This is a genomic window from Streptomyces sp. NBC_00986 (assembly GCF_045162565.1).
Classification (GTDB): Bacteria; Actinomycetota; Actinomycetes; order Streptomycetales; family Streptomycetaceae; genus Streptomyces.
In genome coordinates, this window is the sequence record NZ_CP108733.1 from 2,418,226 (window position 1) to 2,431,995 (window position 13,770).

General features: G+C 68.8%; 10 protein-coding genes. 8 read left to right on the plus strand and 2 right to left on the minus strand.

Translation table 11 applies throughout. From position 1 onward, the window contains the following. Positions 1-30 precede the first annotated feature (30 nt). The 8 genes from OG504_RS10610 to OG504_RS10645 all read left to right on the plus strand — a co-directional run bounded on the left by OG504_RS10610 (position 31) and on the right by OG504_RS10645 (position 11,637). Positions 31-1,047, plus strand: a complete 1,017-nt coding sequence (locus OG504_RS10610; RefSeq protein WP_405989563.1) for a carbohydrate kinase family protein — start codon at positions 31-33, stop codon at positions 1,045-1,047. A gap of 98 nt (positions 1,048-1,145) precedes the next feature. Continuing rightward, positions 1,146-2,432 (plus strand): ABC transporter substrate-binding protein, encoded by a 1,287-nt coding sequence (locus OG504_RS10615; RefSeq protein ID WP_405989564.1) that lies wholly within the window; start codon positions 1,146-1,148, stop codon positions 2,430-2,432. Next, on the plus strand, positions 2,432-3,391 hold the full coding sequence (locus OG504_RS10620; protein ID WP_405989565.1) for a carbohydrate ABC transporter permease: 960 nt from the start codon (positions 2,432-2,434) through the stop codon (positions 3,389-3,391). Before OG504_RS10615 ends, OG504_RS10620 begins: the two co-directional genes overlap by 1 nt. Positions 3,392-3,404: 13 nt before the next feature. Continuing rightward, on the plus strand, positions 3,405-4,268 hold the full coding sequence (locus OG504_RS10625) for a carbohydrate ABC transporter permease (RefSeq protein WP_318020000.1): 864 nt from the start codon (positions 3,405-3,407) through the stop codon (positions 4,266-4,268). After that, positions 4,268-7,189, plus strand: a complete 2,922-nt coding sequence (locus OG504_RS10630) for a glycoside hydrolase family 2 TIM barrel-domain containing protein (RefSeq protein WP_405989566.1) — start codon at positions 4,268-4,270, stop codon at positions 7,187-7,189. Before OG504_RS10625 ends, OG504_RS10630 begins: the two co-directional genes overlap by 1 nt. A gap of 52 nt (positions 7,190-7,241) precedes the next feature. Next, positions 7,242-9,086 (plus strand): LamG-like jellyroll fold domain-containing protein, encoded by a 1,845-nt coding sequence (locus OG504_RS10635; protein ID WP_405989567.1) that lies wholly within the window; start codon positions 7,242-7,244, stop codon positions 9,084-9,086. 35 nt (positions 9,087-9,121) lie between these two features. Beyond that, entirely contained in the window at positions 9,122-10,795 is a 1,674-nt protein-coding gene (locus OG504_RS10640) for a histidinol-phosphatase (protein ID WP_405989568.1), read from the plus strand. Further along, on the plus strand, positions 10,795-11,637 hold the full coding sequence (locus OG504_RS10645) for a hypothetical protein (protein WP_405989569.1): 843 nt from the start codon (positions 10,795-10,797) through the stop codon (positions 11,635-11,637). Before OG504_RS10640 ends, OG504_RS10645 begins: the two co-directional genes overlap by 1 nt. 129 nt (positions 11,638-11,766) lie before the next feature. Here the strand turns inward: OG504_RS10645 and OG504_RS10650 are convergent, their stop codons facing one another. Both OG504_RS10650 and OG504_RS10655 read right to left on the minus strand, forming a co-directional pair. Next, positions 11,767-12,222, minus strand: a complete 456-nt coding sequence (locus OG504_RS10650) for a MaoC family dehydratase (RefSeq protein ID WP_405989570.1) — start codon at positions 12,220-12,222, stop codon at positions 11,767-11,769. 14 nt (positions 12,223-12,236) lie between these two features. After that, positions 12,237-13,763 carry an acyl-CoA synthetase gene (locus tag OG504_RS10655; protein WP_405989571.1) on the minus strand — a complete coding sequence of 509 codons (1,527 nt, stop codon included), beginning with the start codon at positions 13,761-13,763 and terminating at the stop codon, positions 12,237-12,239. Positions 13,764-13,770: the final 7 nt, after the last annotated feature.

The following is a 13,770-nucleotide window of genomic DNA, read 5'->3' on the forward strand; positions in this document are numbered from 1 at the left end:
CAGACGACGTGCCGACGAGAGGATGCGCGCGTGGACGACCCCCGGCCCGATGTGCTGCTGACCGGGCTGCTCTTCTACGACCTCGTCCTCACGGGTCTGCCGCAGCCGCCGACGCCGGGCGAGGAGATCTGGACCGGCGGCATGGGCTGCGGCCCGGGCGGCATCGCGAACCTCGCGGTCGCCGCGTCCCGCTTCGGCCTGCGGACATCCCTGGCCACGGTCTTCGGCGACGACTTCTACGGCGCGTACTGCCATGAGATCCTCGCCGGCCAGGAGGGCGTCGACCTCTCCCTGTCCCGCACCGCGAACGGCTGGCACACCCCCGTCACCGTCTCGCTCGCCCACGGCGACGACCGGGCGCTGGTCACCCACGGCCAGGAACCGCCGTACTCGCAGGACGTGCTGATGGGCGACCCGCCCGAGGCACGCACCGCGCTGGTGCATCTGGAGGCCGAGCCGCGCGCGTGGCTCGCCAAGGCCTCCGCGAACGGCACGCAGATCTACGCCGACGTCGGCTGGGACCCCACCGAGCAGTGGTCGCGCGACCTGCTCGACCAGCTCGCCCTGTGCCACGCCTTCCTCCCCAACGAGGCCGAGGCGATGGCCTACACCCGCACCGACAGCGCGGTCGCGGCGCTCGGCACCCTCACCGAACTGGTGCCGGTCGCGGTGATCACGCGGGGCGGCGACGGGGCTATCGCCGTCGACCAGACGACCGGCGAGTACGCGGAGGTCCCGGCCCTGGCCGTGGACGTCCTGGACGCGACGGGTGCCGGTGACGTGTTCGGCGCGAGTTTCGTCGCGGCCTCGCTCGGCGGCTGGCCGCTGGCGGAACGGCTGCGGTTCGCGGTGCTCGCGGCCGGGCTGTCCGTCCAGCACCACGGCGGCGCGCTGGCGGCACCCGGCTGGTACGGCGTCGACCGTTGGCTGCATACAGTCCGCGATCCCGAACTGCGGCGTGCATACGGCTTCCTCGTCGACAGGATCCCGGCGGACCCCGGTCCGCCCGTCGCGTACGCACCTGTTACTCCCCCCGCACGGGAGTAGCTCCCCCCACCTCGCAAGTCCCTTGCAAGTCCCCCCACTTGAGTCCCTCGTATGCACGACCCGAACAGATCGAACAGATCCGAAAGGCGGTGGGAGCTGTGCGGCTCTCACGAAGAGGCCTGCTCCGTGCGGGCCTGGCCGGTACGGCGGCCACGGCGCTAGGCGGCCTGGCGTCCGGCTGTGCCGTTCCGACCGGTTCCACCGGCCGGAACATGGTCCTGTGGTACTGGGACGGCGGCCTCGGCGACACGGTCGTCAAGAACGCCAAGGCGCGTTACGACAGTACGGTCGACCTCCAGGCGATCAAGATCGGCGGCTACTACCGGTCCAAGCTGATCACCACGATGGCCGGCCGCGCCCACATCCCCGACATCGCCGGCCTCAAGGGCGAGGACATGGCGTCCTATCTGCCCAACGCCGACCAGTTCGTGGACCTCAGGACACTCGGCGCGGAGAAGTACAAGAGCCAGTACCTGACGTGGAAGTGGGAGCAGGGCATCGCCGACGACGGCACGATGGTCGGCTTCCCCATCGACTGCGGTCCGGTGGCGCACTTCTACCAGTACGGCGTGTTCCGCAAGGCCGGACTGCCGTACGAACCCGCCGATGTCTCAGGGGAGTTGAACACCTGGGAGAAGTTCTTCGCGGCGGGCGAGCAGCTCAGGAAGCGGATTCCCGGGGCGTCTCTGGTCACCGACGTCAACAGCATCTTCGAGAACGTGGTGAACCAGGGTTCCAAGCGGTACGTCGACAGGGACCGGCACTTCATCGGCGATCAGGAACACGTGCGCCAGGCCTGGGCGTTGGCGGTCGAGGCCAAGCAGCGCAAGATCGTCTCGGATCTGGTCAGCGGCACCCCGGACCAGCTCTCGGCCGTGCAGGACGGCAAGCTGCCCAGTCAGCTGGGCGCTTCCTGGGCGACCAGCGACATCAAGACCGGTGTGCCAAAGACCAAGGGGCGCTGGCGAGTTGCCCAGATGCCGGTGCGGCCGGCCAACAACGGCGGTTCGTTCCTGTCGATCACCAAGGCGTGCCGGGAGCCCGAGCAGGCCTTCCGGATCATCACCTGGATGATGAACGCGGCCAACCAGGCTCAAGGCTTCGTCGACGCCGGTCTGTTCCCCTCCACCCCCGCCTCGTACGACCTGAAGTCCGTGCGTGTGCCGGACCCGTTCTTCGGCGGGCAGGACACGATGGACATCTTCGGGCCGGCCGCGCAGAAGATCACGGTCGCCTACAACAGCCCGTTCGACATCGCGCTCGGGCAGCCCCTCAAGGACGAGATCAAGAACGTCGGTGTCCTCGGCAAGGACCCCAAGAAGGCCTGGAGTGACGCCATGAGCAAGTGCCGGCGCATCGCGGACCACCTGGGGGTGAGCTACTGATGGCCACCGCACTGGACAAGCCCCCTGCCGCCGTGGACAGTTCGTCCGCCACCTCGCAGCCGAAGAGCGGCTTCCGGAAGTACTGGCATCTGTATGCCGCGATCTCCCCGTTCTATCTGCTGTTCCTCTGCTTCGGGCTGATCCCCGTCGGGTTCTCGTTCTACCTCTCCCTGCACCGCTGGGACGGCCTCGGCTCCATGGAGTGGGCGGGGCTGTCGCAGTACAAGTACCTGCTGAGCGACACCGACTTCTGGAACTCGATCGGCAACACCCTGATCATCTGGGCGCTGGCGACGTTCCCCATGATCTTCCTCGCGATGATCACGGCCGTGATGCTCAACTCGGCGGTCCGCTTCAAGAACGTGTACCGCTTCGCCTACTTCCTCCCGAACGTCACCTCGGTGGTGGCGATCGCGATCGTCTTCGGCTCGGTGTTCTCCACCAACTTCGGCCTGGTGAACGCCCTGTTGCAGGCGGTGGGCATCGACCAGATCGCCTGGCTGAACACTCCGTGGGGCATCAAGATCGCCATCGCGACGCTGATGACCTGGCAGTGGACCGGTTACAACGCGATCATCTTCCTCGCCGGTCTGCAGACCATCCCGAGCGAGGTCTACGAGGCGGCCCGCATGGACGGCGCTGGACCGGTCCAAACCTTCTTCCGGATCACGCTGCCGATGATGCGACCGGTGCTGCTGTTCGTCCTCGTCATCTCGACGGTCACCGGTCTGCAGAGCTTCTCCGAACCACAGGTGCTGCTGCAGAACACCTCCAACGACTCGACGTTCGCGGGCGGTCCGGGCCACTCCGGTCAGACGATGGTCCTGTACTTCTTCCAACAGACCTTCGACAACAACGACTTCGGTTACGGCGCGGCCGTGGCCTGGGGCATCTTCCTCGTCGTCATCATCTTCTCCATCGTCAACTGGCGCCTGGTGCAGCGCCGGGGCGAAGACTAGGGAGCCGGTCACCATGGCATTCTTCCAAGGCACACGGCGACCGAAGGGCATCCGGGGCGACCGGAGCCGCGGCATCGCCCTCCATGTCTCCCTGATCCTGGGCGTGTTGCTCTCGGCCTTCCCGTTCTACTGGGCCGTGATCATGTCGACGCACACCTCGTCGGAGATCTTCTCCTACCCGCCCAAGCTGCTGCCGGGCACGCACTTCCTGGAGAACGTGCGCAGCCTCTTCGACAACATCGACTTCTTCGGCTCGATGTTCAACTCGGTGCTCGTGGCGGGGTCGGTGACCTTCCTGGTCCTGTTCTTCGACTCGCTGGCCGCGTTCGTCTTCGCCAAGTTCCAGTTCCCGGGCAAGAACGTGCTGTTCGCGCTGCTGATGGTCATCTTCATGGTGCCGGCGCAGCTCGCGGCCATCCCGCAGTTCGTCATCATGGCGAAGCTCGGCTGGATCGGCTCGATGACCGCGCTGATCGTGCCGGCGGCGGCCAACGCGTTCGGCATCTTCTGGATGCGCCAGTACATGAAGAGCGCGATCCACGACGAACTCCTCGACGCCTCCCGCATCGACGGCGCGAACTTCCTGCGCCAGTACTGGCACGTGGCCCTCCCCGTGGTCCGCCCGGGCCTCGCCTTCCTCGGCATCTTCACCTTCATGGGCCAGTGGAACGACTACGCCTGGCCCCTGATCGCCCTGACCAACCCGAACAACGTCACCCTCCAGGTGGCCCTGTCCCAGCTCAACGGCACCCACGGCACCACCGACTACGGAATGGTCATGACCGGCGCGCTCCTCGCCCTCGTCCCCCTGCTGATCGTGTTCGCGGTCGGCGCCAAGCAGATCATCGGCGACCTCGGCAAGGGAGCCATCCGCTGATGACCGACCCACTGCTCGCGCTCCGCCCCTGGGAGTCACCCGAGGTGACCTCCTGGGGGCGGTTGCCCATGTCCGCCGTGGACCGCCGAGCCGATGCGCGCTCCCTCGACGGCGACTGGCGCTTCCAGCTGCTGCCGGCGCCGGACGCGCCTTTGGCGGACGCCTGGTCGTCCGCATACGTTCCGGGCGTATGGACCATGCAGGACACTGACGACCTTCCGCAGTACACGAACGTCCGTATGCCGTATACAGAATTCCCTCCGCTGTCGCCCGCAGCCAATCCGACGGGTGTCTACGAGCGTGAGGTGGACATCCCGGCCGACTGGGCCGGGCGGCGGATCGTGCTCCAGGTCGGGGCCGCGGAGAGCGTGCTGCTCGTGCACGTGGACGGGCGGCCCGTCGGCGTCTCCAAGGACTCCCACCTCGCCGCCGAGTTCGACCTCTCGCACGTCGTACGTCCCGGCGAGCGGGCCACCGTACGGCTGACCGTGGTCAAGTGGTCGGACGCCTCGCACATCGAGGACCAGGACCAGTGGTGGCACGGGGGCATCACGCGGTCGGTGCTGCTGTACGCGACCGATCCGCTGTATCTCGCGGACGTGACCGTGCGGGCGTCCTACGACGGCGCCCTGCGGGTCGACTGCCAGGTGCGGGACGCGGCCGGCGCGCTGCCCGCCGGGTGGTACGTCAGCGGTGATCTCGACGGTCAACTCCTCACCCAGGACGAGGAGTTCGACCGGTTCAACACCGAGGACGACCGGGTCTCCGACTTCCTCGGGGAGGCCCGGATGCGCGCCACCGTGCCCGAGGTCCGCACCTGGAACGCCGAGACGCCCGAGCTGTACGGCCTCACCGTCCGGCTGCACCGCGCCGACGGAACGGTCGCCGACGCGTCGTACCGGCGCATCGGTTTCCGTGACGTACAGATCGTCGGGCGAGACCTGCTCGTCAACGGCGAGCGCGTGTACATCCGGGGCGTCAACCGGCACGACTTCCATCCGCTGACCGGCCGCACGGTGTCGTACGACGACATGCGCGCGGACCTGGTACTGCTCAAGCGGTTCGGCTTCAACGCGATCCGCACCTCGCACTACCCGAACGACCCGGCGCTCTACGACCTCGCCGACGAACTGGGCTTCTACGTCGTCGACGAGGCGGACATCGAGTCGCACGACCACGCGCACGAGATCGCGGACGACCCGCGCTATCTGAACGCGTTCGTGGACCGCACGGCGCGGATGGTGCTGCGCGACAAGAACCACCCCTCGGTGATCATCTGGTCGCTCGGCAACGAGTCCGACTACGGCGCGAACCACGACGCGGCGGCCGGCTGGGTCCGGCGCCACGACCCGACCAGACCGGTCCAATACGAGGGCGCGGCCAAGCGCGGCTGGGCCGACCCGGACCTCGCCTCGGACATCGCGTGTCCGATGTACGCGTCGCTGGAGGACTGTGTCGCCCATGCGCTGTCCGGTGAGCAGACGAAGCCGTTGATCCAGTGCGAGTACTCGCACGCGATGGGCAACAGCAACGGAACCCTCGCGGACCACTGGGCTGCCATCGAGTCAACCCCGGGTCTTCAGGGCGGCTTCATCTGGGAGTTCTGGGACCACGGAATCCTGCAGCGTGTGAGCGACGGAAGACCCACCGGCCGCGCGGGCGCCGGACTGTATGACAACGGTGTCGCCGCGCCCGGTCAACGCTGGGCGTACGGCGGTGACTTCGGCGAGTCGATCCACGACGGCGCGTTCATCGCGGACGGCGTGGTGTTCCCCGACCGCACGCCCAAGCCGGTCATGTTCGAGCACCGGGAGATCGCGGCGCCGGTGCGCATCGAGTGTTTCCGGCACGAGGGCATCGTCCTCGGCAACCACCAGCACTTCCGCGGTTTCGAATGGCTCACCGCCACCTGGGAGTTGGCCCTCGCGGACGGCCGCACCCCGACCGCTCCGGCCGAGCTGCCCACGCTGTGCCCGGGCGAGACGGTGGCCGTACCGCTGCCGTTCGAGCTGCCGGAGGACGGCGGCGAGGCCTGGCTGACGCTGCGCGTGACGACGGCCGAGGACCAGCCGTGGGCGCCACGCGGCACGGACGTGTGCGCACCCCAGGTACGGCTGCGCACGGCAACGCCCATGGCACCGCCGGTAGTTGGCGGCGGTCGGGTCGAGGTCGACGGCGAAGGCCTGCTGCGCCACCCACTGTTGATGGTCGCCCCGACCCTGTCCCTGTGGCGGGCGCCCACCGACAACGACGAGTTGGGCGGCATGGCGGCGCGTTGGCGGACGTGGGGGCTCGACTCGCTGGTCCGGAAGATCGTCTCGGTACGGCGTGACGGCGAGCGGGTGACGACGGTCGCCGAGTACGCCGGGGCGGTCGGTGTGGTCCGGCACTGTCAGGTGTTCACGCCGGTGGAGGGTGGAGTCCTGGTCGAGGAATCGGCCCAGCTGCCCGAGGAGTTCGTCGACGTGGCCCGGGTGGGCACCGTGTTCGAGACGGTGCCGGGTCTTGATCTGCTGGAGTGGTTCGGCCGGGGTCCCTGGGAGTCGTACCCCGACCGCAGCACGGGCGCGCCCGTGGGCCACCACTCGGTCCCCGTCGACGCCTTGTTCACCCCGTATCTGCGGCCGCAGGAGAGCGGTGGGCGGCACGGGGTACGGCGGTTCACGCTGTCGGCGCCGGACGCCACCGGTCTCGCGGTCGACCTCGACGAGCCCCGCCAGGTCTCGGTGACCCGCCATCGCGCCGCGGACCTGACCGCCGTACGGCACCACGACGAACTGGTGCCGCGCGCGTCCTGCGTGGTGCAACTCGACGCGGCCCACCGGGGGTTGGGCACGGCCTCGTGCGGACCCGACACGTCGGCGCGGCATCTCGTCGCACCGGGAGTCCATCGCTGGAGCTGGACCCTGCGCGTTCTCTGAAATTCCCAGTTCTCAGCAGCTTTCACGAGCACTCACCCTGTACGGAGCACACGTGTGTACTTCGCATGAGCACGATCAGTGCGAGACGGCCCAGGCCGGCGCCGGACGGCGCAGTTTCCTCCGCGCGACGGCCCTGCTCGGCGCCGCCGCAACGGCCGGTGTCGCACTGCCGACCACCGCCGAAGCAGCCCCGGCGACGGCGAGTTGGCGGCCCGACACCGCCAGCCGGCGCTTCACTCTCGCGGTGATGCCGGACACCCAGTACCTCTTCGACGGGCCGAGCATCGACAAGGCGCCGATCGAGGCCTCGCTGCGCTATCTCCTGGAGCACGGCAAGGACGAGAACATCGTCTTCCTCTCCCACCTGGGCGACCTGACGCAGAACGGCGCGAAGCCCGAATTCGCCGCGATCGGCGATGCGTTCAGGCTGCTGGACCGGCGGGGCGTCGGCTACAGCGTCCTGGCCGGCAACCACGACGTGAACTCGTCGACCGACGACCAGCGCGGCACCTCGCCGTACCTGGACACGTTCGGGCCGCAGCGGTTCAAGGGCGCGCGCACGTTCGGCGGCGCCTCCGCCGACGGCTACAACACGTACCACCTCTTCGAGGCGGCGGGCCGTGAGTGGATGGTGCTCGCGCTGGACTGGCGGCTGTCGGCGAAGGGGTACGCATGGGCGAAGAGCGTCCTCGCCCAGCACCCGCACACGCCGGTGATCCTGACGACGCACGAACTGGTCGTCGAGGACGACCAACTGTCGGACTACGGACAGCAGTTGTGGGACCAGCTGATCGAGGACCACGACCAGATCTTCCTCACGCTCAACGGGCACTACTGGCCCGCGGGCCGGGCGACACGCAAGAACGCGGCGGGCAATGACGTCCACCTGCACCTGACGAACTATCAGAACCGTTACTTCGGCGGCGCGGCGATGATCCGCCTCTACCGCTTCGACCTGGACCGCGGGGTCATCGACGTCGAGACGGTCTCGCCGTGGATCCTGGGCCGGGCGGCGAAGGGCCTCAACGAGCTGGAGCGCCAGGAGATCGAACTCAGCGGCGACGCCGACCGGTTCACCGTCTGCATCGACTTCGCGGACCGCTTCGCCGGCTTCGCCCCGGTCGCCGCCCGCCCGTCGCGTCCCGCCTCGAAGCTCCTCGTCCCCGGCACGGTGGCGTACTGGCGCTTCGACGGACACGCCGACGCCACGGCCGTCAGCGGCACGGTCCGCGACCAGTCGGGACGCGGCAACGACCTCACCCTCGTCGCGGTCGGCGGCGGCACCCTGAACTGGTCCTCGGACCACCACCCGGACCAACCCGGCCACGGCAGCCTGGAGTTCACGGGCTACAAGTCACCGCTCAAGGGCGCGTATCTGCGCACGGTCGACGGGGCGCCGCTCAACTCGGCAACGTTCAAACGGGGTTACACCGTCGAGGCGTTCTACCGGCTGCCCGCCGACTGGGACCCCGATCACAACGCCTGGTCCGGGCTGGTCAGTCGGACCGGCACGGGCGGTGCCGCGGGCAAGACCGGGGACGACCCGGACGAGCCCCTCGCCACGCTTTCGCTCTCCAACGACCGTGAACCCCAGTGGGCGGTACGGCCGTTGAACCAGGAGGGCATCGCCAGCAACTGGGGTCAGGAGACTCCGCTGGAGACCTGGTGGCACCTCGCCGTCGTCAACGACGGCAAGCACACCACGCTCTACGTCGAGGGCTGCCCCGTCGTGCGCAACCCGACGGCAACCGCCGTGGGCCTCACCTCGGTCGGGCTGCCCTGGCTGCTCGGCGGCTACGAGTACGCCGGGAAGATCGACCAGATCCTGCACGGCCGGCTCGGCGACGTCCGGATCGTCGAACGGGCGCTGCCCGTCACGTCGTTCATGAACCACTGACAGCCCTCCAGCCTCCAGAGGACTTCCGAATCATCATGACCGAGCAGCAGCTGCCCTCCTGGGCCGATCCGTCCGTCTCCCCCGCCGACCTCGACGCGCAAGGCGTCTCCCGACGCCAACTCCTGCGCCGTGCGGGCCTGTTCGGCGCCGCGTTCACCCTCGGCGCGGGCCCGCTCGCCACCTCCGCCGCGGCGGCCGGGCGCGGCTACGGCGGCAACGACCCGCGCCTGGCCTACCTCGTCGGCGACCACCACGTCCACTCCGTGTACAGCCACGACGCGAAGTACACGTTCTCCCAGCAGGCGCGGGCCGCCGCGAAGTACGGCCTCGACTGGATGGTGTTCAACGAGCACTCCAACTTCGGACACGCCTCCTACGGCGCCGAGTTGGAGCACGCGGAGATCCTCAAGGCGCGTGCCGCGAACCCCCGCCAACTGATCTTCCAGGGCCTGGAGTGGTACATCCCGGCCGCCGAGCACTGCACGGTGTTCGCCGCACCCGGCCGGCACGAGGTGGATCTGCTCACGCAGTTCGAACTCGCCTACGACGGCAAGCTGTTGGGCTACGACAAGGGCGGCGTCGCCGACGCGGACACCGCCCGCAACGAGGCGCATGCCGTGAAGGCCGTCAAGTGGCTGGCCGCGCAACGGCGTTCGGGCTACGTCGACGACGTCCTCGTCCTCGCCAACCACCCGCTGCGCCTGGGCATCGACTCTCCGCACGAGATGCGGGCCTGGCGGGACGCGGCTCCCGAGATCATGATCGGCATGGAGGGCGCGCCCGGCGCCCAGGGCGCGGCTCTCCCCGGCTGGCGCGGCGCCACGTCGATCCGCGGCGAGTACGAGAACAAGCCCTCGGCACAGTCCTGGTCGGGCTATCCGGCGGACGCGTATGTCACGTACGGCGGTTTCGACTGGGCGACGGCGACCGTCGGCGGGCTGTGGGACTCGATGCTGGCCGAGGGCCGGCTGTTCTCGATCACCACCAACTCCGACAACCACCGTACGGTCTACGACACTTGGGCCAACGGCGCCTGGCCCGACGGACAGAACTTCGACAACACCGGCAAGCTGCCCGACCCGGTGCAGACCGACTCCCCGCAGCCCGGCAGCGACTTCTGGCCCGGCGAGTTCAGCCGCACCCATGTGGGCGTGACCCGCTACGGCTACCGCGAGGTGATGGCGGGGATGCGCGCGGGGCGGGTCTGGGTCGACCACGGGCATCTGCTGGACGGGCTCGACGTCCGCCTGAAGCGGGACTGCGACCACGGTCAGGGCGTCACGCTGGGCGGCCGACTGCGGGTCCGCAAGGGCGACCGGCTCACCCTGAACATCACCGTGACGACCGCCTCGCGGCCCAACGCCCAGGGAATCCTGCCCCAGTTGGCACACGTGGACGTGATCCGGGGCGCGGTGCGCGGCGCCGTGTCCGACCGGGACGCGTGGCGGGCGCCGGACACGAAGGTCGTCCGTACGGCGGACGTCAGCGGCCGCAAGGGGACGTACACGCTGCGCGTCCCGGTGACCGCCGGCGACGAGTCCTTCTATCTGCGGCTGCGCGGCAGCGACGGCAGGCGACACGGTGCGGGCTACCTCGGTGCCTCGGTCGACCCGCACGGCCCGATCCCCCACGAGCCCGGAAACGGTGACCCGTGGGCCGACACATGGTTCTATTCCAACCCCATCTTCGTCGACCTGGCAGGTATCTGATGAAGCGTCAACTCACTGTCTTCGCTGGCTTATTGGGTGCTCTCACGCTCGGCGTGAGCACCTCCTCGGCCGCCGCCTCCACCACCTGGGTGGAGACCGGCACGGCGTACACCGGCAGCCTCGGCGGCGGTGAGGGCGTCGCCAGTCAGGCGGACGGCTCGCTGCTGTACCGCGGGCTGGCGTCCATCCCACTGGATCTGCGCATCCAGGGCTGGAACCACATCGGCGACCCGGACATCGCGAACGGCTACGTCTTCGACGCCTACCAGGGCGCCGACACGGGCACGTCCAAGATGTTCGCGGTCACCACGCCGTCCGGGACGCGCTACACGTACGTCCACACGCTCGACTCGGGCGAGAAGATCAACAACTCGTTCGACGCGATCTCGCCCGACACGCAGTGGATGGTGTCGGGCGAGTGGGGCGACCAGTCCAGACTCCAGGTCTTCCCCACCCCCCTGCTCAACGCGTCCACCCCGAAGACGGGCGGGGCGCTGCCGCAGGCCGGGCAGATCACCCTGGACAAGACGGTGAACGACATCCAGGGCTGCGACTTCGTGACGGACACCCGCCTGGTGTGCGTCTCGGACGACGCGTCGGGGACCAAGTTCCCCGAGATCCGCCCGCTCCTCCAGGTCGACCTGCCCCACAAGCTGGACGGCCAGCCGATCACCGGCACGGTCACCAGCCTGTTCGCACTCCCCCAACGCAGCATCTGCACGGGCACGTTCGAGGCCGAGGGCATCGACTACGACGTCAACAGCGGGACGTTGCGCGCCGAGGTCGTCCAGCCGGGCGTGTGCGAGGTGTCGACGAGCGTCTACTCGTACAAGCAGCAGTAGCCAAGCGGCGGTCGGCTGTCGACCGTCACTCAGTCGGCAGTCGGGCGTAGACAAGCAGCAGTGGACAGGCGGCTGTAGACAGTCAGCAAGTAGACGGTCGGCTGGTCGACAGTCGGCAGTAGCCGCCGGTCAGGCGTAGAACCGCGAGAGGCTCTGCAGGACGGCGGCGGGCTTCGGCCCGCCGTCGATCTCTATCGTCCCGTCGACGGCGATCTGCACCCCGCCCGGTACGTCCTCGACCGAGGCGAGCTTGGCGACGAGCCGGATGCGCGACCCCACCTTGACCGGCGCGGGGAAACGCACCTTGTTCAGGCCGTAGTTGACCTTCGTCGACACGCCCTCGACGTCCAGCAGCCCGGTGAAGAGCGGGATGAAGAGGGAGAGGGTCAGATAGCCGTGCGCGATGGGCGCACCGAACGGGCCTGCCGCGGCCTTCTCCGGGTCGACGTGGATCCACTGGTGGTCGCCGGTCGCGTCGGCGAAGGTGTTGATGCGCTCCTGGGTGATCTCGATCCACTCGCTGGTGCCGAGGTCGCTGCCGGCGAGCTTCTTGAGTTCGTCGAGGCCGTTCACGGTGATGCCCATATCGCGTTCCTTAGCTAAGAGTTGGTGCCGAAGCGCTTGCGCACCCGGGACTTGAGGAGCTTGCCGGAGGCGGTACGCGGGAGTTCGTCCGCGACCACCATCGACTTGGGGATCTTGTACTTGGCGAGCCGGCCGGCCAGCGACGCGAGCACCTCGTCCGGGTCCGGCGAGGCACCTTCGCGCGGCACGACGACCGCCCGCGGCACCTCGCCCCACTTGTCGTCCGAGACCCCGATCACCGCGCACTCCACGATGTCGGGGTGGGCGAGGAGGAGATCCTCGATCTCGGCGGGGTAGATGTTCTCCCCACCGGAGATGATCATGTCCTTCATGCGGTCGACGATGTACACATAGCCGTCCTCGTCGGTCCGTGCCGCGTCCCCGCTGCGGAACCAGCCGTCGGCGAAGACCGCGGCCGTCTCCTCGGGCAACCCCCAATAGCCGGGCATGACATGGGGCCCGCGCACCACGACCTCGCCGGTCTCGCCGACGTCGGCGGGGGTGAGGTCGGGCCGTACGACCCGTACGTCGCTGAAGAAGTGCGGCACGCCCGCCGAACCCGCCTTGCTGACCGCGTGTTCGGCGTCCAGGAACAGCGTCCCGGGCGCGGCCTCCGTCATGCCGTAGCCCTGGAGGAAGGTCAGCCCGCGTTCCTGGTAGGCCGCGATCAGCGGGGACGGGACCGGGGAGCCGCCGCAGGTGAGGATGCGCAGCGAGGAGAGGTCGGCGTCGGCCCAGCGGGGGTGGCGGGCCAGCTGGTCGAACATCGTCGGGACCCCGAACATGAAGGTGATCCGGTGCTGTTCGATCAGGTCGAAGGTGGCCGCCGGGTCGAAGGCCTCGACCAGGACGCAGGTGCCGCCCTTGAGCAGGACCGGCAGGGTGAGCATGTTGAGGCCGGCCGTGTGGAACAACGGGGCGGAGACCAGGGCGCGTTCGTCGGCGATCAGGTCGGTGTCGACGAGGACGTTGATCGCGTTCCAGGCCAGGTTGCCGTGGGTGAGCATGGCGCCCTTGGGACGGCCGGTCGTGCCCGAGGTGTACATGATGATGCAGGTGTCGTCGGCCGAGACGGGCTCGTCGATCGGCTCGTCGGAACCCGCGTCGAGCAACTCCTCGTATTCCGGGCCGACTTCGAGGTACGTACGGACGTCGGTGTTGCCCGGGAGGCCGGCGACGAGACCGGCGTGCGTCGGGCCGTAGACGAGGATCTTGGCGCCGGAGTCGGTGAGTTGGTGGGCGATCTCGGGGCCGACGAGGCGGGTGTTGAGGGGGACGAAGACCGCGCCGAGGATGCCGGCCGCGAACAGGGTCTCCAGGTAGGAGGGGTGGTTGGGGCCGAGGTAGGCGATGCGGTCGCCGCGGCGGACGCCTCGGGCGCGGAGGGCGTGGGCGAGGCGGGTGGTTCGTGTATGCAATGTGCCGTAGTCCATCGACGAACTACTGCGGTCTGTCGACAGTCCACCGTGTACCAGAGCCGTGCGGTGCGGGGTCTTCCGGGCCCGGCGTGCGGGCCAGGAGCCCAGTCCCTCGTTGCGCATCCGGTGC